Source organism: Veillonella sp., from assembly GCF_018381775.1.
Taxonomy (GTDB): domain Bacteria; phylum Bacillota; class Negativicutes; order Veillonellales; family Veillonellaceae; genus Veillonella.
This window is the reverse complement of the sequence record NZ_JAGZRH010000014.1, coordinates 1-24,788: the sequence shown is the minus strand read 5'-3', so window position 1 is coordinate 24,788 and position 24,788 is coordinate 1. Positions and strand designations below refer to the sequence as shown.

Sequence of the window (24,788 nt, the reverse complement as noted above, 5' to 3'; positions counted from 1 at the left end):
CACAAAAAAGAGAGGGCCTTACTACCCTCTCTTCAATACATCAGTACGTACTAACTCGCACTGATCTTATAATCGTTCGATTACAGCTTGCGCCATTTCTGTGGTACCTACACGTTTTAACCCTTCGCGGTAGATATCGCCTGTGCGATAACCATCAACGAGCACTTGTTCAACAGCTTTTTCAATAGCGTCAGCCACTTGAGGTAAATCAAGAGAGTGACGGCACATCATAGCTGCGGACAAGATTGTGCCCAATGGATTCGCCAAGTTTTGGCCCATAATATCTGGTGCGGAACCGTGGATAGGCTCGTACAATGCAGTGCCTGTACCCATGGATGCAGATGGTAAAAGTCCGATAGAACCAGAAATAACAGCGCCTTCGTCAGACAAGATATCGCCGAACAAGTTTGTTGTAACGATAACGTCGAATTGTGCAGGATTTACAACGAGTTGCATCGCTGTATTATCTACGTAGAAGTAATCTGTTGCGATGTCTGGATTAGCTGCCGCTTTCTCTTGAGCGATTTTACGCCACAAACGAGAAGAAGCCAATACATTTGCTTTATCTACGGATACAACCTTTTTATTGCGTTTGCGAGCTGTTTCCATAGCGATGTCCATGATGCGCTCTACTTCGTAACGGCTGTATGTTTCTTTATCCCAAGCAAACTCGTTAGCACCTTCACCTTGTGCCTCTTCCCGTTCACCGAAGTAAATACCGCCAGTCAACTCACGAACGATAACAAAATCTACATCTTGTACGAGTTCCTTTTTAAGAGGAGAATACTCTTGCAAGGATGGATAGATTTTTACAGGACGCAAGTTACAGAACAAACCAAGCTCCTTACGAAGACCAAGGATTGCTTTCTCAGGACGGATAGAAGGATCTATATTATCCCATTTAGGGCCGCCTACAGCACCAAGTAAAACAGCATCAGCTGCTTTACAAGCCTCAATCGTATCCTCAGTCAAAGGCACACCGTATGCATCAATAGACGCACCGCCCGCTTTTTTATCAATCCAATTTACCTTTACATTAGCTTTCTCAAAAGCCACATCACACACAGCCTTCGCTGCAGCAATAATCTCAGTACCGATACCATCACCAGGAATCAATACGATATTCTTTTCGCTCATATTACCTCTCCAATATATGTAATTTCCCTCCGCCATAAGTCATTCAACATATTGCTAGCTAAAGGGATTTTAATTTTGCTCAAAACCTTAAAAGATAAATATGTAGAGCCGAGGTGCATGCGCTAACGCGACTTTAGTAGGTCAAGGCTACGCCGCAGACCGTTAAGCTAGCTGGAGCGGCAGCGCATCACCGAGGATCGGCAACGTAGTATTATTTACGGTTTTTCGCAAAGTTTACAAGACCGCCAGCTGCCGCAATGTCTTGAATGAATTGTGGCAACTCAGTCCCTTGGTATTGTTCGTTTTTAGTCAAGTTGTACACGATACCTTTAGATAAGTCTACGCCAATAGCGTCGCCTGCTTCAATGCGATCCACTTGTTCTCCGATTTCAACTACTGGTAAACCGATGTTGATAGCATTACGGAAGAAGATACGTGCAAAGGAGTGTGCTACGATAACAGGCACGCCTTTCGCTTTGATAACGCCTGGTGCGTGTTCACGGGAGGAACCGCAACCAAAGTTTTTGCCAGCTACCATGATTTCGCCAGCTTTCACGTTTGGAGCAAATGTAGTATCAATGTCCTCCATCGCATGTTCAGCCAATTCGTTCCAGTCAGCAATCGCCAAGTAACGAGCCGGAATGATTACGTCTGTATCTACATCGTCGCCGTAGCGCCAGATTTTTTTGCTTTCAAAATCCATATTAAACCTCCTCAGGGCCTGCAATGCGGCCTAATACAGCACTTGCTGCCGCCACGTAAGGGCTTGCCAAATATACTTCAGAATCAACGTGACCCATACGACCACGGAAGTTACGGTTTGTTGTGGAAACTGTGCGTTCCCCTTCAGCCATGATACCCATGTAACCACCTAGGCAAGGACCACATGTTGGCGTGGACACTGCGCAGTCAGCTTGAATGAAGATGTCCAATAAACCATCTTTCATAGCTTGGTCGTATACATCTTGGGAACCAGGAATTACAATACAACGAACGAATGGAGCTACTTTGCGACCTTTGAAGATTTCTGCAGCTGCCACCAAGTCTTCATAACGGCCATTTGTACAGGAACCGATGATAACTTGGTCGATTTTAATATCTTTGTCGATCTCGTTGATGTAATGTGTGTTAGATGGCAAATGAGGGAATGCTACCACTGGTTGCAATTTGGACAAATCGATTGTCACAGTTTGAGCATATACTGCATCAGGGTCAGGATTAATAGGTTCTACAGGACGATTTACGCGACCTTTAATGTATGCTTCAGTAATTTCATCATATGGGAATACGCCACATTTACCGCCAGCTTCGATAGCCATGTTGCAGATTGTAAGACGGTCAGCCATAGTCATATGTTGTACGCCTTCGCCAGCGAATTCAAGAGCCATGTAACGAGCGCCATCTACGCCGATTTTACCGATTAAATCAAGGATTACGTCTTTACCAGTTACCCATTTGTTAGGTTTGCCGATAAGCTCAACCTTAATTGTTTCAGGCACTTTGAACCAAGTTTTACCTTCTGCCATAGCAACGCCCGCATCAGTGGAGCCTACGCCTGTGGAGAATGCATTTACCGCACCATATGTACAAGTGTGGGAATCAGCACCGATCATCATTTCCCCAGGACCGATAAGGCCTTTTTCTGGCAAAATAACGTGCTCAATACCCATACGACCCACTTCAAAGTAGTTTGTAATGCCATGTTCGCGTACAAAATCGCGCATAACTTTCGCTTGTGTAGCAGATTGAATATCTTTGTTTGGTGTGAAGTGGTCAGGCACCAAGTAGATTTTATGACGGTCAAATACAGGTTTGCCGATTTTTAAGAACTCTTTACGCGCTGGTGGGAATGTGATGTCGTTCATCAAAACAGCATCCAAATGACATTCGATGATTTGGCCCGGTTTTACAACATCAAGACCCGCGTGGCGAGCCATATTCTTTTCAGTAATGGTCATACCCATATTATTTTTCCTCCTCTTGTTCTAGCTCCATAGCTAGGAATACTGAGTTTACTGCATTAATATATGCGTTCACACTTGATTTAACGATATCGGTGCTAATACCACGACCATGGTACAAGCGACCGTTGTATTCTACCTTAAGGGTTGCTTCCCCAAGGGCATCTTTACCGGCTGTGATGGCACGGATTTGGTAATCTTTTAAGCTAATTGGCAAGCCAACCACACGTTCAACAGCTTTAAGGGATGCGTCTACTGGACCATCACCGACCGCAGCATCGGCTTTTTCGCCTTCTGGGGTCATGAGACGAACGTCAGCATAGGCGTAGCCTTTTTCACCAAGTTTATAGTATTGAGCCACAAGCTCGAATGCTTTTTTGTGATGTAAGTTATCTACTACAAGCGCGATAATGTCATCATCGTATACTTGTTTTTTGCGGTCTGCCAATTCTTTGAATTTAGCGAAGAGGTCGTTGATTTTCTCTTCTGTGAAAGATTGGAAACCAAGTTTTGCCAAATGATCAGCGAACGCATGACGGCCAGAGTGTTTACCCAATACGAGGTCTGTTTTTTCAGCCCCTACGGACTCAGGAGTCATGATTTCATATGTTTCAGGGTTGCTCATCATACCATGTTGGTGAATACCAGACTCATGAGCAAAGGCATTAGAGCCAACGATTGGTTTGTTTGGTGGAACTACGACACCTGTCAAACGACTTACTAGTTTAGAAACTTTTGTAAATTGTTTTGTATCGATGTTCACTTGAAGGTCGCCGAAGTAATCATGGCGTGTTTTAAGAGCCATTACAACTTCTTCAATCGCTACGTTACCAGCCCGTTCGCCTAGGCCATTAATTGTGCCTTCTACTTGGCGTGCGCCTGCTTTAATAGCAGCTAACGTATTTGCATTAGCAAGACCTAAGTCATCATGACAATGAACGGAGATTATGGCATTTTCAATACCTGGTGTATGTTCTTTAATATAGCGGATTTTATCACCGAACTCATTAGGGTTCATATAACCTACTGTGTCTGGTACATTAATAATTGTTGCACCACCAGCAATGGCAACACCAAATACTTGGCATGCGAAATCTAAATCAGAGCGTGCCGCATCTTCACCGGAGAACTCGATTTCATCAACCTTACCTTTTGCATATGCCAATACGGATTTAACCTTATCCAATACCTCTTGGCGAGTCATTTTTAATTTATATTCCATATGAAGTTCAGAAATAGCAATGAATACATGCAAACGGCTACGTTCCGCATCTTTCAATGCATCAATCGCTTTTTGTACGTCCTTTTCATTAGCACGTGCCAACGCACAAATTGTTGCGCCTTTCACTTCGCGTGCAATCGTTTGTACTGCTTCAAAATCCCCAGGGGATGCTGCTGGGAAACCAGCCTCGATTACATCGATGCCGAGGCGTACTAGGCCTTTCGCAATTTCAATTTTTTCAGGAGTTTGTAAAGACACACCTGGTGTTTGTTCCCCATCACGAAGGGTTGTATCGAAGAAATATACGTGATTTTGATCCATAATCTTCACCTTTTCTATACTAATAAAACATAACACTTTATTATATCTATCAATTGTGAAAGTTTAGTAAAATCGCTGATTTCAACGCTATTTCGTCTGAAGCCAACATAGATACATCAAATTAGTAATTTTACTAGACTTTTACAATAAAAAAAGCCCCTCAGAACAACTGTCGTTGCTCAAAGGGGCGTTATATTCATAACACGGTACCACCCTAATTGGGACTCGTTTCGGGTATAACGGAACCACCGTCGATGACTACTGCTGTATTCGCCACCAAAGCTCACGGGAGAGTGTCAGCGTACAACCTCTATTGCCTCGCACCAACCGGCAACTCTCTGAAAGCAGGATCTGTAAACCTTTATACCCATTCATAGCTCGTTTTAAGATATAAAGGTATTATACGGTATTCTATAGAGTTATGTCAATTAAAATAAAATGAATATGATACATTCTCATTTATAACTAGCACAATAAAAATAGCAGGGTGGCCGCCCTGCTATTTTTTCGTTCATATGAGACCATGTCACATATTGACATCCCTTGTCATATATAGAATAACACTTCACTATAATATAATCAATGCGACCTCTACTCAATCAATCTTAAAAACTTATCCAATTTAAATCCTCAAAATTATTTAGAATTCGTTTATCCATTTTTACAACTTGATTAGTAAGCACTATTCGATTATTAACAAATGAAATATCTGTATACCATTCCTTAAGATTAGCATATACTTCATTCTCTAAATCAATAATAATGGTTTCAATGGGATCCCAGGTTTTGCATCTTACAGACTCCACCATAACCATACTACTACCTATGAAAGTAACATCCCTACCATAAATCCAAAATGGCAATGCTTTTCCCTTTATAGAAATAGAATATATAGCATCTCCATGAGGCGGTTCCGTTTCATAATGCGCTTTTATATTGTACTTTTCCATTATCTCATTACTAGCATTTTCTATATATGGCAACGTTGAAATCTTATAATTATCTGTGTTCATATAAGCTCCGTTATTTTTAATATAAATCACAACAAAGAGAACTGTATATCGCTATTTGTGTAAAGAGTATTTTGCTATACTTATTACGAAGAGAGTCCGTTGACGTGAGTTAGGTTCATCTCCGCGAGGAGGTGATACTATGACAAATCATGAAGTTACCTATGTAATTATCATAGTTCTGTTATCAGTAGTCACTATCATTGCACTAGTTAAGTAGTACAACGATAAACGCCTAACGTATAGAGGAGTGCAGTCCTCTAACACGTTAGGCGTCATCATAATTTTGTTCAGTTTTAGATGAGCCTAACGCCCTAATCACGTTAATGGGCTCTCTTTATATGTATATTATAAGCTAATCAGGCTTAAAAAGATAGTACAGTAATAAACTTAATTAGTACTTACACTGTTAATCATTTCTCTAGCACGCTCAACAGAAACTGGCTCATTAAATAAGAACACATGGTTCTGTTTTTCATACTCCCAAGAAGCTAAGTAAACGGCGTCATCCACCATTCGATAGGTTATCGTCATTCCATTTACAACATCGTTTTTCTGAGATAAGTAATCCTTATAATCGCCTGCGATATTACCTGATAGAGTCGATACACGATACTTAATATATTTCGGCATATCATCGACACGGTCAAAATATGTTCCTTTTAAAATCTCATGATAGGCATACACGACTTGTAATACATCGTGATCTACAATGGATACATGTATAGGACGAAACCCCTCTAATCCACTTGGCAACTGCGGTTTAAAGTTCAAATGTTGCTTAGCCTCATATACAGTATCAAACATCTCTAGCGATTGACCCTTACGAATGCTTCTATAATCACTATCAGTCATACTACAACTACCCATCCCATCAGGACATGGGAACTCATTACGATCACCATAAGGCTGATTATAAATCGAATTACCATTAAGCCGGAATCTCATCAAGTCATCTGCGAACACAACATTGATGGAACCTATAAAAGCTAGCGTAGCTAACGCACATACAACCTTTTTCATGATATATTCCCCTGTAAACAAACTATATATCAAGTAAATTATATCACTAAAATTTGAAACAGCTATCATTACAAATCTATCACATTTGATAGTATCTATCGCAAATCATTCAACTATTCAAAATTATTGTAGGTGTTATAATGAATTCAACAAAAGGAACAGGTGCTCATATGATACTAAATGCACTATTCCAAAACTATAGTTAGTAATTATATGGAGGAAATAATCATGACACATACACAATTAATACAACTCGTACAAGCATTATTAGATGCACCTACAAGCAATGAAACAGTAAAGGAATTTGCTCAATCTTGGATCAACGCAGAAGGTACACCTAAACAAGAAGAACTTACAAAACAACTCGTATCTGTAGCAGAGCAAAACATTGCGCTTATCGATGAAACAATCGGCTTTGCAGGCTCTGAACTGGCTGTACAAATCCTTGGTGAAGAAGGCGCTGCTAATCTTTTACAACACGCTAAAGACATCAAAGCAGAAGGTGCAGAACTATGCGACTGCCCTGGCTGTGTGGCATGTAAACACGTTATCGATTTGAAAGCGGAGATTGAATAATTTCTAAAAAATAACTCCTTTATTTTATGAGGAGTTATTTTTTATTTCAAACTATATTATTTTATATTACTAATACTACTCAATTATTATTAATATGATTCTTTACATCCTTAATAATAAAATTCTTTATCTTTTTATAACTTTCTGGATATTCTCTTGGCTCTAATGTATTTAGCACCTGTAAAATATTCTCACGTTTTTTTATTGCCCCCATACATTCACATAATAAAGTTTTTGTAATATCCTCAGAATTTGATTTATTCAATAATTCTATATATTTATTACGTGCTTTACTGGACAAAATTAAATCAACTTCAAGAGAATATTTCATAATTAGAAACCTATTATCAGCCAAATTTTTCCATAATAACCTGAATTGATTTACATTTTTCTCTGCATTCTCTATAGTTTTATTTTTTAAAAAATCATCGATTACTTTCCTTTTTTGAGGAACTGTAGTCATGGTACTTTTATACTTTGGAAAGCCTTTATTGTCTCTACTTTTTTCTAACTTATCATTTTTATAATCAAAGAAAAAATCTTTATCAAGAACAGTAATAAAAGGAATATCTAAATCCTTAAGTAAATAGATAGCATAATTCAAATTATTAACCCCTCCTAGGTTAATAATAGATATATCTGCCATCTCAGCCCTTAACGCATCTCCCACTAAACATCTTAAAACTTTTTCATCTGTTGAACTCTCACATATAATGACATATTTTGAAAAATAAAACTCACTATTTTTGACATCATAAAAATTTTTATATCCGCTATATGATACATGACTTCTTTCCCAAAACTTCTTTGATAAATATCGAATCTCACTATGAAAATTTCTACTACTGTCAACAACACGCTTTACTAATAAAATTTGCTCAGGATGCAATTCATCAATCAATACTGTTGAATGAGTAGTAAAAAGTATTTGGACTTCATTATGACCATCTTCGATTGAATTCTTTAATGATTGAATAAACCTTTTTTGTGCTTGCGGATGTAAGTTCATTTCAGGCTCTTCTATCCCTAAAACTATACTAGTTCCATTAATTTGAGCCAATGCTCTATGCATTGCTATAATCGCTAAACTTTTAGTTCCACTTCCCCAATCTCTTAATAAAAAACAATCTCCATTATTAGATATAGAAATATTGACTTTATTTAACAATGAAAGATAATCTATATTTTCATCAAAATTCAATTTATATTCTATTGGTTTATTTTGTAAGTGAAGCTTATCTAATTGAATCTCTAACTGTTTTAATGCATTTTCATATATTTTATTACTTGCTTTTTTTACGCTAGAAGAAAGTCGATCTCTACGTTCTGTATGCTTATTCATATATGAAACTAAAAGTCTTTTAAATAGCGATTCTTCAGACCAAATAGTATTATTATCACTTCTATTAGTAGAAATATATACATAATTAATATATTTATTGATTTCATCTATAAAATCAATAGACGTATCTTCAAGCTTAATCCCTTGAGAATTTTTAATTACTATACTTCTTTTTCTAGTACTATATTTATAGAGAAACTCAATTATGATCTCCCCATTTTCAAAAAAACTTTTTTACCAAAAGAATTATTCTCATCTATAAGTGTAATCTTAATATGTGTATTTGCTCTAGAAGAGTATTTATGACTCTCATTTCTAAAGTAAGGCTCTTCATCCAAATAATTAAATACTGCATTTAAAGCTCTAAGGACACTTGTCTTTCCAGAATTATTTTCTCCTACTAAAGCTGCTATATTATCAATCGCAAACTCTCCAGTCTTAATAGATCGGAATTTTTAATTAGAACATTTTTAATTCTCAATCTAATCTAGCCCTTCTATATTAATTTAAATAATTCTTTACATTTATATCTATTTCTTTAGGAAAATATTTTAAACCACATAGACACCTCCCTACTAATATTAAATTATAAGCAAACTATAAAAGTTTCACTATTTTAATCCATATACTATTATATTTCTACACCTTAACTAAATATCCTGCATATATAAGAATTATTAATTTATAAAAGTAATAAACAAAATATAATCCACAAAAAGGCTGTAGCAGAATACGTTATAATTGTATTCTGCTACAGCCTCTTATTTTACAAACTTACTTACACAAGTTATTTATGGGTGTATGGGTGTATAGTTTTATGTATTGTGATTCGATTATTTAACTAAAAAATTTACTTAATAATCTGTGTTTTTTATGAGTTTATTTACGAAGTTATTTACAAAATTATTTACTAAATTTTTTTACTAATTTAGTTGATGTTTGCTATTTATTGTTCCGCATATGGAATTGCTAGTGGATGGTTATCGTATGTACCTCTATGTTGGTCGTAGATGGATTCTGCACCTAGTAGTGGTGGCAAGCCCAAGGAGTCAGTACGTGTGAAGGCCTCAAATAGGCCTGGTGTTAGGTGCATGTTTGGAACATGTTCTGGAGTTACTTCGTGAACGATGGTATCACCTTTACCGTCCATAATTTTTTGACCAAATTCAGGATCTACCAAAGTACCGCGGCCTACAGCGATAATATCTGTATAGTTTTCTACCGCATCACGAGCTGATTCTTCACTGAAGATATTGCCTACAATGATAAGTTTTGTTTCATCATCTAGAACAGCTTTGAATAAAGAGCCAAAGGATTCATCAGCACCTTCTGGTTTTGAATCATAGCCACCCCATAAGGATAAGTGGATGTAATCTAACTCTTCTTTTACGATAGCCTCTACCAGTTGAAGGGATTCTTTATAAGTATAGCCAATATCTGTACCGTGGATTTCTTCTGGGCTCAAACGGTAGCCAATGATGAAGTTTTGTACGCCCGCTTCTGCTACTACGCGTTTTACTTCACGCACAACGGCTAATGGGAAACGCATGCGATTTTCTAAAGACCCGCCCCATTTATCTGTACGGTGGTTTGTTAATACAGAGAAGAATTGTTGCAATAAATAATGGTTAGCACCGTGGATTTCTACACCATCAAAGCCCGCTTCAATAGCTCGTTTTGTAGCGCGACCAAAGTCTGCAATGATCTCTTCAATTTCACTTTCAGTAAGAGCACGAACAGGGAACTTACGTTGTAAGTCGCTAGGTGCTACAACGTCTTGATGATTAATAAAACGACCAATCGCCATGCGTCCACCGTGATGAATCTGCATAACCGCTTTATTGCCATCTTTCTTTAAAGCTTGTGCAATTTTCTTAGCCCCTTCTAAATGAACATCAGAGTAAATGCCCATTTGAGATGGATAGCCAGGCATATAAGCTGGGCCACCACTTTCACTAACATAATGGAACTCAGTAATCAATAGGCCTGCTGCCTTAGAACGATGATTGTAATAACGGACCGTATCATTACTTGCATAGCCACCCTCTAATGCAGATTGAGTTTGCATCGGAGCCAAGGCAATGCGATTAGAAATCGTTAAGCCACGACGGAATGTAATTGTATCTGTTAAGTTATGTTGTGCCATTATAGCCTCTTTCTCCTAATACTATAGGAATTTTATATGATATACATCTAGCTGATGACTGAATTATATTTTCACATTCACATATTGCGAATTGCCGATATGTTAAATTAATAAAAAAGCAATCCTATATAATCACACTCTCTAGATAGTACACATCGTATCAATAACTGTGTTATCAGTATACTAGTGTTACCAATACAATCATCAGCCTAGTAATTCTGTGACACATACTTATGTGTTATATATTCATGCTCTTTTATAATTCAGTTTCTACCAACTTTGCTAATTCTACAATGGTTTCCTCGTTGCGACGGTAATAGGTCCATTTACCAATTCGTGTGGCAATCACCAAATCTGCCTTTTGCAATACAGATAAATATTGAGACGCTGTCGATTGGGTAACGCCTAATTTGAGCTGAATTTGACCTACACAGACGCCGACTTCCACCATGTCTACCGGTTCTTGATGTGTAAAGTAACGCTTTGGATCTTTTAACCAAAATAGAATCTGTAGACGTGATTCATTAGCAAGTGCTTTAAAGATCTCTAATTGATTCATCTTTAATCACCTCTAACATTATTATATCGTAATTTCGCGATATATCAATTTATCGTTATATCATATGTTTTATAAAGAAAAGCCCCTATCTGATATTGATATGTACTACCTTTACTGGTTCTCCAGTAAAAATAGCATATCCAAACAGGGGCTTTTCTTTATAAACTTGCTTCCACAAGTGCTTGTGTATATGGATGTACCGCTTCTTTAAGTCGTTTTGATTCGATAGTTTCTACGATTTGCCCATCTTTCATGACAATGATTCGATCTGTTACGGCTTGTAACAGGCCTATGTCATGGCTGACGAATACGTAGCCGAAGGGTTGTTCCTTATGTAGTTTTTGTAAGAGGTCTAGCACTAGTTTTTGGTTCACCGCATCAAGGGCTGATGTAGGTTCATCAAAGAGTACTAGTTTCGGGTTCATCAGCATGATTCGTGCTAATACAACGCGTTGTAGTTGACCGCCGCTGACCTCATGCGGGTATTTGTTAACGATCGTTTCAGGCAGGTCTACATGTTGAATCCATTTGCGGATATCGTCCTTTGCTGCCGCCACATCCATGAGACCATAGTTGATATACGGCTCTAAGAGAAATTCTTCTAAATTCATCCTAGGCGGAATCACCGCTAAAGGATTTTGGAACATCATCTGCATAGAGCGATATATATCCCTATGATGTTGAATGGAATGGATATCCTCACCAAGGAGTCGCAAGGTGCCAGATGTAGGTTTTTCTAGCATGGCAATCATCCTAAGCAGCGTACTTTTACCAGAGCCACTACCACCAGCAATGCCTACGCGTTCATTGGGAGCCACGGAAAAGGATACGTTATCTACAGCGCGGACCGTATGATTGTGGTTTGTATATTGTTTACAGATATTCTCGAGTTGAATCATACTACACCACTTTCGTTACAGAATCTAACAAGACGCGAGTATACTCATCTTTTGGACATGCCATAACCTCTTCGGTGGATCCTACTTCAACGAGCTGTCCCTTATTCATAACGCCAATGCTATTGGCAATTCGCGCGGCCGACTTGATATTATGAGTTACGATAATCACCGTTGCTCCAAGAGCTTGTGTTACCTCTTTCATAAGGTCTAATACAGAGGCTTGCACGAGCATATCCAGAGCACTAGTTGGTTCGTCGGCAAATACGATGCTCGGCTTCAAGATGAGACTTAAGGCTATAGCTAGTCGCTGTTGCATACCACCGCTCAATTGAAACGGATAAGACTGTAAAATCCGCTCACCATCATTGAGATGAACTAACTTCAGCATGTCGATGACGCGAGCTATTTCATAGCTTTCACCATGAGCACGGAACAAATCTTTGAAGTGATTTTCTACGGTGCGATTTGGATTTAAATAGGCGCTAGGATTTTGAAAGATCATGGAAATCTTGGTGCCCCGCAATTGCCGCCAATCACTGGCTTTCAAGGTAGAAACATCGCTACCATCTAAGAGGATTTGACCACTAATAGTAGCTTGTTTCAACATGCCAAAGGCGGCGCGAACTAGCGTAGATTTACCAGAGCCACTCTCACCAACGATAGCAAAGACCTCACCAGTAGGCACGGAGAAGGATACATTCCGTACCGCTTGCTCCGAACCGTATGAAATCGATACATTATCAAATACGATACAATCAGATTTATTCAATAGTAGAATCCTTTGTTAATAAGTAGTAATCGATTGGATGTACTGGTACATTTTTAACCTTTGTAGTAGATACAACAGTTGCACTTGGATACATCAAGTAGATATCTGCTACGTCATCAACTAGCAATTGTTGCGCTTGTTTTGCAATATTAGATCGTTCATTTTGATTAAATGTTACGGACAATTGATCGATTAATGCGTCTACTTGAGGGTTGGAGTAAGCACCAACGTTTGATTTCGCACCAGTTTTGTAGAACAAGCTGAGGTACCAGTACGGGTCATTTGTAGACATAGTAACCACAGCACGTTCTACCATATCAAAGCCATCTGTACCAAGTGTATCTACTTCACCAGCGCCTTGTAATTTTTTAAGAGTTACTGCAATGCCAGCTTGTTTCAATTCTTGTTGAATTTCTTCGTATAAGCTTGTGTCTTTACCCCAAATAGCAAGAGTTAGAGCCAATTCTTTACCATCTTTAGCATAGATACCGTTTGCATTCTTAGCATAGCCAGCTTGAGTCAAAAGTTGGTCAGCTTTAGCTACATCTGTCATCGGTTTATTAGCGATAGAATCAAAACCTAAATTAGCAGATGGTGGGAATGGAGCCGCACCTTGTGTAGAACTGTTACCAATGATTTTCGCCATAGAATCGTAGTTAATAATATGAGCAATAGCGGAACGTACAGCTTTGTCATGTAATGGAGATAATTCAGTATGGTTCAATTTCAACATGAGCACACGAACGCCTGCAACGTCTTGAATGTTGAAGCCATCTTTGAACAAGCTGCGGTTAGCAGAGTCCACTTTTTGGATTAAATCAACGTCTTTAGATTGCAACGCCATAGCGCGCTTATTGTTATCTTCGATGTCTTTTACTGTTACAGTATCAAGACCTGGTTTGCCACCCCAGTAATCTGCGAAGGCAGCGAGTTCGATTGTTTCACCTTTTGTGAAAGCAGTGATTTTATAAGGACCTGTAAGAACTGGTTTAGATGCTACGTCTTTAAGGTCTGCAGTGTCCATGATAACGAACGCTGGTTCAGTTAAGCTAGCTAACAAGGAACCATTAGGTTCTGTTGTTTTAATAATCAAGTTTTGACCATCTACTGTGATGGACTCGATTTTAACAGCTTTCGCGGAACGAGCACTTTGTTTCATTGTGTACTCGATAGACTCTTTTACCTTTTGTGGAGTCATAGGCGTACCATTATGGAATTTAACATTTTCACGGATGTGGAATTTCCATGTTGTAGGGTCCACATTTTCCCAGGAGTCTGCTAATTGTGGAGTAAATTTCATATCTGGTGTTACCGTTGCCAATGTTTCACCAGCGCCGATACGCGTCAATGTCCACGCATCCCACTCGTGAGTTGGATCTAATGTTTCACCAAACCAATACAAGCCAACATTCATATGCTTCCCTTGTTTGCCGTCTTTAGCCGTATCACTTCCGCAACCAACCAAGAGAGCTACCATGCTCAGCATAGTTAGACACACTAATAACCAACGTTTCATAACTTCTCCTTTTTTGAACATCGCCTCTGTGAAAGAGACTTTTACCATAAAAATCTATACACAGCGCCGTTAGCGAGATACATCGAGAGCATCGCGCAACGCATCGCCAATATAGTTAAATAAAACAACAGTAATAAAAATTGCGAGCCCTGGATAAATTAACAGCCATGGCGCAGTTTGTAGAAAATCTCGGGAACTCAACAAAATAGCACCCCACTCTGGATCTGGCGGTTGTACACCGATTCCGATGAGCGAGAAACTGGCTACCAAGATGATAGTCTCCCCTAGATGTTGAATAATAACAATCAACAACGGCGGCAATACATTCGGCAAAATATATCGACTCAGAATTCGTAGGTTCGAAGCCCCCGACATGCGAGCAAAGGTAATATACTCCGCATGGCGTTCAATCTGTACGAGGCCTCTAGTGATACGCGCATATTCCGCCCATTTAGTAATGCACAGGGACAGGATGACATTCGTGATGCTCGGCCCCATAATACCGATGAAAGCAATGGCAATCACCATATTCGGGAACCCTAGTACCAAATCAATTAAGCGAGATAACCAACGGTCGATACGTGGTGTAGAGAATCCTGCCAATCCGCCAATAACGATGCCGATAGCACCGCTGATACCGATAATGGTGAAAGCAATGCCTAACGAAGCTTTACCGCCATAGAGGATGCGAGACCAAACATCTCGCCCTAACTGATCAGTACCTAATAAGTGAGTACTGCTTATGTCTTGTAAGCGATCTGCCACACTAGTCGTCTCCGGATCGAATGGTGCTATATAAGGAGCACATAGGAAAAATATAATCCAAAGAGCAGCCAAACATAACATAACATATAAGATATACGGCTTTTGTCTACTCATAAGAACCTCCTTTTATAGCGGCTCTTCGTTTTGGATTTAGCCAAATGCTCACGACATCGATGATAATATTAATCACGATAAACACCATAGTAATCCAAATAATGTAGCCTTGCATCAAAACATAATCGCGAGCCACAATGCCTTGCACCATCATGTAACCAAAGCCTTTAATGGCGAATACCATTTCAATAACGGCAGACCCACCTAGCATGGCACCCATCGTTACCCCCATCATGGGCAATAACATAAGGCCTACATAAGGGAAGATATAACGGGTATACACCATCCACTCAGGTAGCCCCAAAGCGCGAGCCCCTTGCACAAAAGGCTGCCGAGATACTTCTAAAATGGCATTGCGCAAACGACGAATATACAAGCCGCATAGCCATAAGGCTAGGGTTACAGCTGGCAATACATAGGCAGCAAAGCCCTTTGTATTCGTCACAGATACGAGCTGTAATTTGACACCAAATAGATACAATAGCAGTAGGCCTACCCAAAAGCTTGGGATAGCTAAAGCTAAAAACGTAACTAGACGGATACCATGATCCACCCAGGAATCCTGATATTTTGCAGCTAATATGCCAAGAGGGATAGTTACAGCGATACCTATAACAAGTGCTAGCGATACAAGACCTAATGTATTCGGTAAAGCACCACCTAAAATCGTAGTCACTGGCAAAGCATACAGAATAGACTCACCAAAGTCACCTTGTATAATTTGACCTAACCAACGTAAGTATTGCTGCCACCAAGGATCATTGAGCCCTAACTGCTCTCGTAGCTGTGCAACAACAACTGGATCAGGTGTAGCCCCTAACAGATTAAACTTCATCGACACAGGGTCGATAGGTGATAATTTTATCAATACAAATGTACCGATAGTAACCACCAATAAAATACCTAAAATGCTTGCTAAACGCTGCAATATCAATCGATACAACACATCACCTGCCTTCTTTATCACAAAATAGTCACATAGTATTATAACATTTATTCTCATTTCTATATATATCAGTATAGGTATTTGGAATGATTTTCATTATGAAATTTAGTTATATATACAAAAACGACCCCTCATAGGAGGAGCCGTTCCATATAAAACCCTTACAGTGTCCATGCGAGTGCTTCACCACAGCTCGCATGCCTATCCCACTAGGCTGGACTGTTATATTATTTTGTATGTGCTGTATTTGTATGTGCTGTAGGTGCCACAGTATTAGCAATAATCGCTTTCGCCATGTCACGAGTTACAGGGCGCTCAAAGTACATCGCATGTGTTTGACCATCTTTCGTCCAACCTGCGAGGTATACCATTTTTTCGCCACCTTTGAAAGTAACCTTTGTACCGTTTACCTTTTCAGTTGCTGTTACGCGGTAATCATTATAATCACCACTGATATCACCTGTTGTATTAGCTACACGATAAATGATACGTTTGCCTGCAGCTTGGTTGCGAGTTGCATCTTCACCAGCTTGGTAAACATACACAACTTGCAATACATCTTTATTGATTGTGCTTACAGACTCAATATTATAGCCTACAGGTAATACTTTAGGTAGATGAGGCATAATATTCATGTATTTGGCAGCTTCATCAATAGTATCGAATTCATGAATTGGGCTTGGCATACCAACCATTGGTGCTGCCTGTTCTGCAACTACAGGTTTGGCTGGATCTGGTTTTACATCTAAAGTACCTTGTGCACCAGCAACAGTATAAGAACCTACGCACGCACATGCAACTGCTAGTAATACAAATTTTTTAACCATGGGTATATCTCCCTTCGGTCAACACAAAATTATAAAAACACATTTATTTTATATGTGATTGTTCTTCACCAATATTACGGATAATAGCCTTCGCCACATCTCGTGTAACAGGACGATAAAAATCTAAAGAGTGATTTTGTCCATCTTTTATCCACGATGCAAGATAGACCATGTTGTCACTGCCTTTGAAAGTAACCTTCATACCGTCTACACGTTCTAGTTCTATCACCTTATGAATTTTATGGTCACCACTGATATCACCAGTTAACTTAGATGAACGATATATAATATATGCGCCTCCATCTTGATTATAATATGGCTCCGCACCAGGTTCATAGACATAAACAACTTGTAATATGTCTTTCTCTAAGGTTATGACAGATTGAATATTGAAACCTACAGGTAACAACTTTGGCATCTGAGGTGTCATATTCATATACTCCGCCGCTTCTTTAACTGTAGTGAACACATGTACGGGGCTAGGCATAATAAGATTTGGTTCTGCAGCTTCAACTGAGATTCCACCAGTCATAGGTACAGAACTAGCCCTAACAGATGGATCGTGGGCACTAGTAATGCTAAAGGATCCAATAGCTGCACATGCTAAAGAAGCCACAAGTAATGTCTTGATCTTTGTTGCCATAACAACAATCTCCGAGAATAAGTTTTGTAAAATTATATTTACCAAAACGTACTTAATAAGTATATCCTAAATGATATAGGATTTCAAGTAATAAATACTGCCTATATCATTTTAACAAGCTTAGTATTTAGCCTGTTATTTCTTATGTACCATAAAGCCTGCCGCTTGTTGGTTCGCCATGATGGTTACATCAGAGATTTGCAAGCGTTTAGGTTGGTTCGTTACATATAGTACAACATCGGCCACATCCTCTGGTTGGATTGCATCGATACCAGCGTAGACAGCTTTAGCTCGTTCCGCATCACCGTGGAATCGTACTTCACTAAATGGAGTTTCTACGATGCCTGGTTGAATGGTGGTAACCTTAATATCTGTAGCTATGGTATCCATGCGAATGCCATCACTTAATGTCTTTACTGCTGCCTTTGTAGCGCAGTACACGGCACCATTAGGATATGCATAAATGCCTGCAGTAGAGCCCATATTTACAATATGACCTTCATTTTTATCAATCATAAAAGGTAGTACTGCTTTTGTTACATATAAAAGGCCTTTCACATTGGTATCAATCATAGTCACCGCATCATCAACAGCACTATCTTGGAAAGGATCAAGCCCTTGTGCAAGACCAGCATTATTTACGAGCACATCGACGCCACCAAAAGCCTTGATAGCAGCAGGAACCTTGCTTTCAACATCCTCTCGACTACGCACATCAAGAACTAAAGTCTCAACACGCACGCCATATTCCTTAGACAAACGATCCTGTACCTCGCCCAATAACTCAGCACGACGACCAGAAATCAACACATTATCACCATGCTTTGCATAAGCCTCAGCAATACAAAGACCAATACCAGACGTTGCACCAGTAACAAAAATATTACGAGCCATAAAAGCCTCCTTATCATCAATCCGTTCTATTCTAATAAATTAATTATACCATTATAAAAATCAAAAAACGCTACCCTACCACCTATAATCGATAAAAATAGTGTATACATTGGCGCCTTCCGCTTCCCCTAAAATGATATATAGTCGTATCTGTATTTAATACGCTAATATTTGAGCTCTACCCCAGTTAGAAAGCAAATAGGGATACCTATTCGAAGCCGCCTTGGGCGCTACGCGTACCCATGAAGGCTGAGGATAGGTATCCCTATGTTTTATTTAATTTGATTAGTAGAGCTCAAATACGTTAGCTTTTATTTCAGATGCGCCAACATATCATTTAACACTTCCATGCAGTCCCCCACGATGCCATAGTTAGCGTGTTGGAAGATTTCTGCGTTTGGATCGTTGTTAATAGCTACGATGGTATCAGCACCGGAGATGCCGCTCACGTGTTGGATAGCGCCGGAGATACCGAATGCCAAGTATAGTTTAGGGCTTACAGTTTTACCTGTTTGGCCTACTTGGTATGGCAATTCAATCCAGCCTTTTTCAACGAGTGGACGTGTAGCACCTACTACGCCGCCGATAGCTTCAGCAAGTTCGTAAAGTTTATCAAAGTTTTCTTTAGAACCCATGCCGCGACCACCAGCTACGATGATATCTGCTTCTTGGATATTGTAACCATCTTTACTGAATGGAATGAAGTCGAGGCGTTTCATGCGAATGTCTTCAGGCTTGAGGTCAAATTGTTCAATTTGAATGCGGCCCCAACTATCTGCAATGCGTTCAGGCTTTTTAAATACGTTAGGACGGACAGAGCCCATTTGAGGACGATGGTTTGGAGAAATGATTTCCGCCAAAATATTGCCGCCCAAGGCAGGACGTGTCCATTCAACAAGGCCTTCATTCGTATCTACAGTCAAGATTGTGCAGTCAGCAACTACGCCGTTTTGCATACGACCAGACATGCGAGGTGCCAAATCACGGCCATTGTTAGTGGCACCAATCAAGAGGATATTAGGCTTATGGTCTTCAAAGAAGTCTGTTAACACCTTAGTGTAGCCATCCGTTGTATAGTATTTCAAAAGGGGACTTTCAAAAACGTGAACAATATCAGCACCATGTGCTACCAGTTCCTCTGCTTCGGTTTGCACATGCTCACCAAGGAGCATAACTTGAACGAGCTGGCCCAATTCCTTAGCAATGCGGCGAGCTTGACCGATTAGTTCATACGTAACCGGATGTACCACGTCATCGATGGTATCAGCTACGACAAAGACGTCTCTATATTCATCAAAATTTGTTACGGCCATTACCGGTCACCTCCTTTAGAACCTTCATCACCTTTAGCAGCTGCTACCGCCTTAAATTCACTAGGGGATACGCTTTCAACAGACGCAGCCCGTTGTACTGGGTCTTTTACATCTACACCCTCATCATTGTCCTCAGCTACCTCAACAGGTGCATCATTTGGCACTAATAGATGAGCAAATTTTTCTGGCTTAATATGGTACGCCAATTCAAGAACCTTTTTAGCCCCTTCCTCGATGGATGGCAACATTTCTACCTTGCCACGAAGAGGTGGTTGGTACACCTTGCGCACTCGCGTAGGAGAGCCGTTAAGACCGATACGGCTTTCATCAATATGCGGCATATCGCGCAATGTAATATGAGAAATTTCATAACGTTTCGCGTAAATGGAGCTCCAGAGACCTGGTTGACGTGGCTCGTTAAGCTCAGCCGTAGCCGTTACTAATACTGGTAATGGCACTTCCACGATTTCGTAACCATTCTCATGCTCCCGTGTTACAGTTGCTTTTTGAGCCGCTGTATCTACGGAGAATTTACAAGCATAGGTAGCTTGTGCCATACCGAGTTCCTCTGCAATTTGAGGGCCTACTTGTGCCGTATCGCCGTCGATAGCTTGCTTACCGCAGAAGATAATTTGGAACTGACGGTTCATAGTCCGTTGAATATGACGGATGGCAGACGCAATGGTATAGCTAGTAGCCAATGTATCGGCACCACCGAACGCGCGATCTGTAACGAGTACTGCATCATCGGCACCGAGGGATAAACATTCACGAAGAGCTGCCTCAGCCTGTGGAGGGCCCATGGATAGAACGGTTACACGACTACCTTCATATTGGTCTTTCACCGCAAGAGCCGCCTCTAACGCATGCATATCGTCAGGGTTTACAATGCTAGGCAAGCCTGTGCGGATGAGATTATTTGTTTCCGGATCCAGCTTAATCTCAGATGTATCTGGAACCTGTTTGATACATACTAATAACTCCATACACTCACCCCTGTCTAAATTCTACGCCCTTAGCGTTACGCGGATATTTCCAAGTTTTTACGATCGTTTCGCCACAGAGAACACGGCATGTACCGCACTCTAAACAACCAGCGAAATCAAAGGCTAAATCGCCATTTTCTTGTAATGTATATAGACCAGCAGGACAGCCATTTACGAGTTTCATTTTCTCTTCGTGGCTGAAGCCAGCGCCATCCACAAGGATATGAGGAGACGTTTCATCTACATAGTATTTATTGGCGCCCAAGCGCTCTTCTAATTTCATAGGGAATGCACCCCTTTCAAAGCATCACGAACTAAGGTAAATAGGCCAACGTCACCAACGCGACCCATCAATTTTTTCATCATTGGTACTGCACCATCACCGTTAACAGTGAATACATCGCGCATCACATTATTTACGAGAGATGGATATTCCTTGAATATACGAGGATTGGATGCAAGGAATGCAGGCATATTTTTATACAATTTCAAATCTTTATGCAACCAAGAATTCTTGATTTGACGTTCATATAATTTAGCAACTCGATCCATATTTTCGTCACGTAATGCTACGTTAACTGCATCGGCTGCACACATGCCAGACTCGATGGCAAGGTCCATCCCACGAATGGTATAACCAAGATTCATACACATACGCGCCGCATCACCAACGATAATATAACCATTACCGCCCAATTGTGGCATTGCTTTATAGCCACCTTCTGGAACGAGATGGGCACTATGCTCTTTTAATTGACCATTTTTCAACAATGGTGCAATTCTTGGATGGCTTGTGAAAGCTGAAAGCATTTCGTCTACAGACTTATTAGCTTTACCAATATCTTCAAGACCTACAACCATACCTACGGAAAGGCTTTCTTTATTAGTATAAATAAAGCCACCGCCTAATAAGCCGTCAGTCATATCGCCCAATGTAAGCCATGCCATACCTTCATCACCGGATAGCATGAGGCGATTTTCAAGATCATCTTTTTTAAGTTTATATACTTCTTTAACGCCTACCGCCATTGTACTTGGATCGGTAGGGCCTGTAATGCCAGATTTTTCCAATAGTAATGTATTGGAGCCTTCTGCGATGATAACGAGTTTTGCATACACTTCATCATCGTGACAGCGAACGCCCACAACACGGCGATGCTTGCCTTCCCCTTCAGTAATGAGGTCTGTTACTTGTACATTAGATACGAGAAGCGCACCTTTTTTCTCAGCCTCTTCTGCGATCCATTTATCAAATTTAGCACGCAATACTACGTAGGACTCTTCATTAGGTTTACCACCTTGATTACTATACTCGATAGTAGTCATTTCATTACCAGCGCCAATAGAGATACGCTCTTTTGTTACTTTACGTTCCAATGGTGCGCGGTCTCTAAAGTCCGGTACAAGACGCTCTAAAGAATGTGTGTAGATACGTCCACCCATCATATTTTTAGCGCCTGGTGCGGTACCGCGTTCAATGAGCAGTACTTTTACCCGCTGTTCTGCGAGACGTAGTGCCGCCGCAGAGCCCGCTGGTCCTGCACCAACGACGATGACATCAAATGTTTCATTACGATCAATTGCCATATACTCAGCTCCTTTATGTGAAAGCTTAAACTTACATAAGTTCATATAGTATATATATATTCTCTATGGAGAACCAAAATACCTTTAAAAATTACCACAGAAAAATGAATATATTCTATATTTTACGATAATATATTATTTATGACTCTATAGGATGTATATATACTCATTATATGCTTATACTATTGCATACTATTCATTGCCAATAGGTGCAACAAAATTCATCAATTCGTGAAATTTATAAGTTTATCTAGCTTTCAAAGGAAAAGTAGCGTATGATAAAAGTAGGAAAAACCCTATACGGAGCAACACGCGTATAATACGACCGCATAATGCAAGACCACGGTCAAGGTTAGGCACTCATTATTTTGGAATTACCAGAGGAGGCCATATGGACCCGTTAAGAATCTTGAAAGCATTATCAAATCCACATCGGTTAGATATTATATTGTGGCTAAAGCACCCAGAGAAAGAATTCGGTGTACAAGTACACACTAAAACTCTTATCGATTTCCCTAACAGTGTAAGTGTTAAGAGTATTCAAAAGCGCTGTGGTGTATCTCAATCTTCCATCTCTACATTTATGAGTATCTTAGAAAATGCGGAGCTCGTAGAGTCTCGTAAGATTGATCAGTATACCTATTTCCGCCGTAACGAAGAAGTAATTCGTGAGTTCGGCGATTGGTATAACAAAGAGGTATCCATCCAATCGGATGATATCGATAAATTATTAGAAACTCTTAACTTAGAAGACACTTCGTATCCTACAACAGAGGAAACCTCTGCGCCTGGCGAGCAACTCGCTGCCGAAATCAATACTAAGGGATCCGATCATGATGAAAACAGAAAATAAAATTCTCCCTTATTCACTATACTTAGGGATAAAAGAAAAAGAGCTATAATACATGTGATTATAGCTCTTTTTTGGCTTATAGGACAAAAAGTGTGTGTAAAAACCCTTATAACACTAGATATTGGAGAAGTTTGAGGGTGGACAAAAAGTGTGGGTGAAAACATCAATTAACCCTTGTAATTACTGACTAAAATGAGGTTATATCTTCCTATATATAAACAAATATGGAGGAAGAGTTTATGCGACAAATAAAATGTCCTGATTGTAATGAAACATGCATTAAACACGGTGTTTTAAAATCTGGTTCTCAGCGTTGGTTTTGCAAACATTGTAAGGTGGCATTTACCGTTAAAATTAATAATTTAAGTAAAGAGTTAAGCCTATTCTTGAATTGGTTATTCAGCACCAATATTCAAGCTGATATGCCTGGTAAAGGTCGTACATTCAGGCGTAAAACCGCTAAATTTTGGTCCATATGGCCATTGCCACCAAAAGTGGAAGAAGTACATGATGTGGTATATCTTGATGGAATTTACTTAGCTAGGAATTTATGTGTTTTGATTTGTTGCAATGATACTCATGTTCTAGGATGGTATGTCTGTCGTTATGAGCATGCTAGAGCTTGGCAGTGTTTAATGGAACGGATTGCCGAACCTAAAGTTGTTGTGCCTGATGGTGCTAATGGTTTGCCTAAAGCATTACGTAAAGTTTGGCCTCATAGCAGTCACCAAAGATGCTTGTTTCACATTTTTTGTCAGGTTAGACGATATACGACAAGTAGACCTAAAACGTTAGCAGGAAAGGATCTTTATACTCTGGCTAAAGATTTATTTAATGTGAAAACAATGGATCAAGCTCTTGTATGGATTAATGAACTTTCAGCGTGGCGAATGACATATTCTGATTTTTTACGAGAAATGACGATTGATGAATTCGGAAACAAACGCTCTACACATGAGCGTTTGCTTAAAGCCGAATCATCATTATGGCGTCTGATTAGGCAACAAACTTTATTTACATTTTTGGAATGTATTGATATTACAGTACCTACAACAAATAATCGTATTGAAGGTGGAGTAAATGCTCAACTAAGAAGTATGTTACGATCTCATAGGGGCCTTTCACTTGAAAGAAGACTAAAAGCGGTCTATTGGTGGTGCTATATGCACTCACCAAGACCGCTTTCTATTTCAGATATATTAAATTGTATGCCTATAGATGAATCGATTGCTGCTATCTACAAACGGTTATCTGATTATTGCCAAATAGATCGCTCAATACCTCAATGGGGTGATGCTCCTGTTTGGAATGAGCTACATATGTCTACAGATTTTCCAACTTATTGGGATTAGTCACACACACTTTTTGTCCTATAACCC

General features: G+C 39.7%; 25 protein-coding genes and 1 other annotated feature. Of the genes, 3 read left to right on the top strand and 22 right to left on the bottom strand.

The window, feature by feature from the left end:
- Window positions 1-66 precede the first annotated feature (66 nt).
- The 6 genes from leuB to KH109_RS08655 all read right to left on the bottom strand — a co-directional run bounded on the left by leuB (window position 67) and on the right by KH109_RS08655 (window position 6,674).
- Window positions 67-1,137 (bottom strand): 3-isopropylmalate dehydrogenase, encoded by a 1,071-nt coding sequence (leuB, locus tag KH109_RS08680; protein ID WP_295218705.1) that lies wholly within the window; start codon window positions 1,135-1,137, stop codon window positions 67-69.
- A gap of 211 nt (window positions 1,138-1,348) precedes the next feature.
- A complete protein-coding gene (locus KH109_RS08675) occupies window positions 1,349-1,840 on the bottom strand; it encodes a 3-isopropylmalate dehydratase small subunit (protein WP_178884135.1) in 492 nt (163 codons plus the stop codon).
- Between the two features lies 1 nt (window position 1,841).
- Window positions 1,842-3,101 (bottom strand): 3-isopropylmalate dehydratase large subunit, encoded by a 1,260-nt coding sequence (leuC, locus tag KH109_RS08670; protein ID WP_295218698.1) that lies wholly within the window; start codon window positions 3,099-3,101, stop codon window positions 1,842-1,844.
- Window position 3,102: 1 nt separating this feature from the next.
- On the bottom strand, window positions 3,103-4,641 hold the full coding sequence (locus KH109_RS08665; RefSeq protein WP_295218694.1) for a 2-isopropylmalate synthase: 1,539 nt from the start codon (window positions 4,639-4,641) through the stop codon (window positions 3,103-3,105).
- Between the two features lie 180 nt (window positions 4,642-4,821).
- Window positions 4,822-5,025: a binding site (T-box leader), on the bottom strand.
- A gap of 221 nt (window positions 5,026-5,246) precedes the next feature.
- Complete coding sequence (locus KH109_RS08660; protein ID WP_295218692.1) at window positions 5,247-5,654, bottom strand: hypothetical protein; 408 nt, start codon at window positions 5,652-5,654, stop codon at window positions 5,247-5,249.
- A 387-nt stretch (window positions 5,655-6,041) separates the two neighbouring features.
- Window positions 6,042-6,674 (bottom strand): hypothetical protein, encoded by a 633-nt coding sequence (locus KH109_RS08655; protein WP_295218689.1) that lies wholly within the window; start codon window positions 6,672-6,674, stop codon window positions 6,042-6,044.
- A gap of 228 nt (window positions 6,675-6,902) precedes the next feature.
- Here KH109_RS08655 and KH109_RS08650 point away from each other — a divergent pair, with 228 nt between their 5' ends.
- Window positions 6,903-7,250, top strand: coding sequence for a hypothetical protein (locus KH109_RS08650; protein WP_295218686.1), 348 nt, complete (start codon window positions 6,903-6,905; stop codon window positions 7,248-7,250).
- A gap of 79 nt (window positions 7,251-7,329) precedes the next feature.
- Here KH109_RS08650 and KH109_RS08645 read toward each other — a convergent pair whose 3' ends face one another.
- The 16 genes from KH109_RS08645 to KH109_RS08575 all read right to left on the bottom strand — a co-directional run bounded on the left by KH109_RS08645 (window position 7,330) and on the right by KH109_RS08575 (window position 22,556).
- Window positions 7,330-8,733: an AAA family ATPase gene (locus KH109_RS08645; RefSeq protein WP_363158866.1), complete on the bottom strand. Its 1,404-nt coding sequence runs from the start codon at window positions 8,731-8,733 to the stop codon at window positions 7,330-7,332.
- 62 nt (window positions 8,734-8,795) lie between these two features.
- The gene (locus KH109_RS09800) at window positions 8,796-9,035 is read right to left on the bottom strand and encodes an AAA family ATPase (RefSeq protein WP_363158864.1); all 240 of its coding nucleotides are present in this window, start codon (window positions 9,033-9,035) and stop codon (window positions 8,796-8,798) included.
- A 503-nt stretch (window positions 9,036-9,538) separates the two neighbouring features.
- The gene (locus KH109_RS08640; protein ID WP_295218684.1) at window positions 9,539-10,738 is read right to left on the bottom strand and encodes an NADH-dependent flavin oxidoreductase; all 1,200 of its coding nucleotides are present in this window, start codon (window positions 10,736-10,738) and stop codon (window positions 9,539-9,541) included.
- Between the two features lie 256 nt (window positions 10,739-10,994).
- The gene (locus KH109_RS08635) at window positions 10,995-11,297 is read right to left on the bottom strand and encodes a metalloregulator ArsR/SmtB family transcription factor (RefSeq protein WP_295218681.1); all 303 of its coding nucleotides are present in this window, start codon (window positions 11,295-11,297) and stop codon (window positions 10,995-10,997) included.
- Window positions 11,298-11,455: 158 nt separating this feature from the next.
- Window positions 11,456-12,196 (bottom strand): dipeptide/oligopeptide/nickel ABC transporter ATP-binding protein, encoded by a 741-nt coding sequence (locus tag KH109_RS08630; RefSeq protein WP_295218679.1) that lies wholly within the window; start codon window positions 12,194-12,196, stop codon window positions 11,456-11,458.
- A gap of 1 nt (window position 12,197) precedes the next feature.
- Window positions 12,198-12,965, bottom strand: a complete 768-nt coding sequence (locus KH109_RS08625) for an ABC transporter ATP-binding protein (protein ID WP_295218676.1) — start codon at window positions 12,963-12,965, stop codon at window positions 12,198-12,200.
- Complete coding sequence (locus KH109_RS08620; RefSeq protein ID WP_295218675.1) at window positions 12,958-14,481, bottom strand: ABC transporter substrate-binding protein; 1,524 nt, start codon at window positions 14,479-14,481, stop codon at window positions 12,958-12,960. The genes KH109_RS08625 and KH109_RS08620 overlap by 8 nt, the downstream gene beginning before the upstream one ends.
- 69 nt (window positions 14,482-14,550) lie before the next feature.
- Entirely contained in the window at window positions 14,551-15,360 is an 810-nt protein-coding gene (locus KH109_RS08615; RefSeq protein ID WP_295218674.1) for an ABC transporter permease, read from the bottom strand.
- The gene (locus KH109_RS08610; protein WP_363158862.1) at window positions 15,353-16,303 is read right to left on the bottom strand and encodes an ABC transporter permease; all 951 of its coding nucleotides are present in this window, start codon (window positions 16,301-16,303) and stop codon (window positions 15,353-15,355) included. The genes KH109_RS08615 and KH109_RS08610 overlap by 8 nt, the downstream gene beginning before the upstream one ends.
- Window positions 16,304-16,533: 230 nt before the next feature.
- The gene (locus KH109_RS08605) at window positions 16,534-17,133 is read right to left on the bottom strand and encodes a hypothetical protein (protein WP_295218668.1); all 600 of its coding nucleotides are present in this window, start codon (window positions 17,131-17,133) and stop codon (window positions 16,534-16,536) included.
- A 43-nt stretch (window positions 17,134-17,176) separates the two neighbouring features.
- Complete coding sequence (locus KH109_RS08600) at window positions 17,177-17,776, bottom strand: hypothetical protein (protein ID WP_295218665.1); 600 nt, start codon at window positions 17,774-17,776, stop codon at window positions 17,177-17,179.
- A 135-nt stretch (window positions 17,777-17,911) separates the two neighbouring features.
- The gene (locus KH109_RS08595) at window positions 17,912-18,670 is read right to left on the bottom strand and encodes an SDR family NAD(P)-dependent oxidoreductase (RefSeq protein WP_295218663.1); all 759 of its coding nucleotides are present in this window, start codon (window positions 18,668-18,670) and stop codon (window positions 17,912-17,914) included.
- Between the two features lie 311 nt (window positions 18,671-18,981).
- Window positions 18,982-19,983 carry an electron transfer flavoprotein subunit alpha/FixB family protein gene (locus KH109_RS08590; protein WP_295218660.1) on the bottom strand — a complete coding sequence of 334 codons (1,002 nt, stop codon included), beginning with the start codon at window positions 19,981-19,983 and terminating at the stop codon, window positions 18,982-18,984.
- Window positions 19,983-20,969 carry an electron transfer flavoprotein subunit beta/FixA family protein gene (locus KH109_RS08585; protein ID WP_295218656.1) on the bottom strand — a complete coding sequence of 329 codons (987 nt, stop codon included), beginning with the start codon at window positions 20,967-20,969 and terminating at the stop codon, window positions 19,983-19,985. Before KH109_RS08585 ends, KH109_RS08590 begins: the two co-directional genes overlap by 1 nt.
- A 4-nt stretch (window positions 20,970-20,973) precedes the next feature.
- Entirely contained in the window at window positions 20,974-21,252 is a 279-nt protein-coding gene (locus KH109_RS08580) for a ferredoxin family protein (RefSeq protein ID WP_005387378.1), read from the bottom strand.
- Window positions 21,249-22,556 (bottom strand): FAD-dependent oxidoreductase, encoded by a 1,308-nt coding sequence (locus tag KH109_RS08575; protein WP_295218651.1) that lies wholly within the window; start codon window positions 22,554-22,556, stop codon window positions 21,249-21,251. The genes KH109_RS08580 and KH109_RS08575 overlap by 4 nt, the downstream gene beginning before the upstream one ends.
- 391 nt (window positions 22,557-22,947) lie before the next feature.
- On the opposite strand from KH109_RS08575, the gene KH109_RS08570 reads away from it, so the two are divergent.
- The gene (locus KH109_RS08570; RefSeq protein WP_295218648.1) at window positions 22,948-23,409 is read left to right on the top strand and encodes a helix-turn-helix domain-containing protein; all 462 of its coding nucleotides are present in this window, start codon (window positions 22,948-22,950) and stop codon (window positions 23,407-23,409) included.
- 239 nt (window positions 23,410-23,648) lie between these two features.
- Window positions 23,649-24,761: an IS1249 family transposase gene (locus KH109_RS08565; RefSeq protein WP_295218646.1), complete on the top strand. Its 1,113-nt coding sequence runs from the start codon at window positions 23,649-23,651 to the stop codon at window positions 24,759-24,761.
- Window positions 24,762-24,788 lie beyond the last annotated feature (27 nt).

What these genes read in the sequence shown, in the direction of transcription:
- leuB (WP_295218705.1), bottom strand. Translation starts at nt 1,137, where the DNA reads ATGAGCGAAAAGAATATCGTATTGATTCCTGGTGATGGTATCGGTACT.
- KH109_RS08675 (WP_178884135.1), bottom strand. Translation starts at nt 1,840, where the DNA reads ATGGATTTTGAAAGCAAAAAAATCTGGCGCTACGGCGACGATGTAGAT.
- leuC (WP_295218698.1), bottom strand. Translation starts at nt 3,101, where the DNA reads ATGGGTATGACCATTACTGAAAAGAATATGGCTCGCCACGCGGGTCTT.
- KH109_RS08665 (WP_295218694.1), bottom strand. Translation starts at nt 4,641, where the DNA reads ATGGATCAAAATCACGTATATTTCTTCGATACAACCCTTCGTGATGGG.
- KH109_RS08660 (WP_295218692.1), bottom strand. Translation starts at nt 5,654, where the DNA reads ATGAACACAGATAATTATAAGATTTCAACGTTGCCATATATAGAAAAT.
- KH109_RS08655 (WP_295218689.1), bottom strand. Translation starts at nt 6,674, where the DNA reads ATGAAAAAGGTTGTATGTGCGTTAGCTACGCTAGCTTTTATAGGTTCC.
- KH109_RS08650 (WP_295218686.1), top strand. Translation starts at nt 6,903, where the DNA reads ATGACACATACACAATTAATACAACTCGTACAAGCATTATTAGATGCA.
- KH109_RS08640 (WP_295218684.1), bottom strand. Translation starts at nt 10,738, where the DNA reads ATGGCACAACATAACTTAACAGATACAATTACATTCCGTCGTGGCTTA.
- KH109_RS08635 (WP_295218681.1), bottom strand. Translation starts at nt 11,297, where the DNA reads ATGAATCAATTAGAGATCTTTAAAGCACTTGCTAATGAATCACGTCTA.
- KH109_RS08630 (WP_295218679.1), bottom strand. Translation starts at nt 12,196, where the DNA reads ATGATTCAACTCGAGAATATCTGTAAACAATATACAAACCACAATCAT.
- KH109_RS08620 (WP_295218675.1), bottom strand. Translation starts at nt 14,481, where the DNA reads ATGAAACGTTGGTTATTAGTGTGTCTAACTATGCTGAGCATGGTAGCT.
- KH109_RS08615 (WP_295218674.1), bottom strand. Translation starts at nt 15,360, where the DNA reads ATGAGTAGACAAAAGCCGTATATCTTATATGTTATGTTATGTTTGGCT.
- KH109_RS08605 (WP_295218668.1), bottom strand. Translation starts at nt 17,133, where the DNA reads ATGGTTAAAAAATTTGTATTACTAGCAGTTGCATGTGCGTGCGTAGGT.
- KH109_RS08600 (WP_295218665.1), bottom strand. Translation starts at nt 17,776, where the DNA reads ATGGCAACAAAGATCAAGACATTACTTGTGGCTTCTTTAGCATGTGCA.
- KH109_RS08595 (WP_295218663.1), bottom strand. Translation starts at nt 18,670, where the DNA reads ATGGCTCGTAATATTTTTGTTACTGGTGCAACGTCTGGTATTGGTCTT.
- KH109_RS08590 (WP_295218660.1), bottom strand. Translation starts at nt 19,983, where the DNA reads ATGGCCGTAACAAATTTTGATGAATATAGAGACGTCTTTGTCGTAGCT.
- KH109_RS08585 (WP_295218656.1), bottom strand. Translation starts at nt 20,969, where the DNA reads ATGGAGTTATTAGTATGTATCAAACAGGTTCCAGATACATCTGAGATT.
- KH109_RS08580 (WP_005387378.1), bottom strand. Translation starts at nt 21,252, where the DNA reads ATGAAATTAGAAGAGCGCTTGGGCGCCAATAAATACTATGTAGATGAA.
- KH109_RS08575 (WP_295218651.1), bottom strand. Translation starts at nt 22,556, where the DNA reads ATGGCAATTGATCGTAATGAAACATTTGATGTCATCGTCGTTGGTGCA.
- KH109_RS08570 (WP_295218648.1), top strand. Translation starts at nt 22,948, where the DNA reads ATGGACCCGTTAAGAATCTTGAAAGCATTATCAAATCCACATCGGTTA.
- KH109_RS08565 (WP_295218646.1), top strand. Translation starts at nt 23,649, where the DNA reads ATGCGACAAATAAAATGTCCTGATTGTAATGAAACATGCATTAAACAC.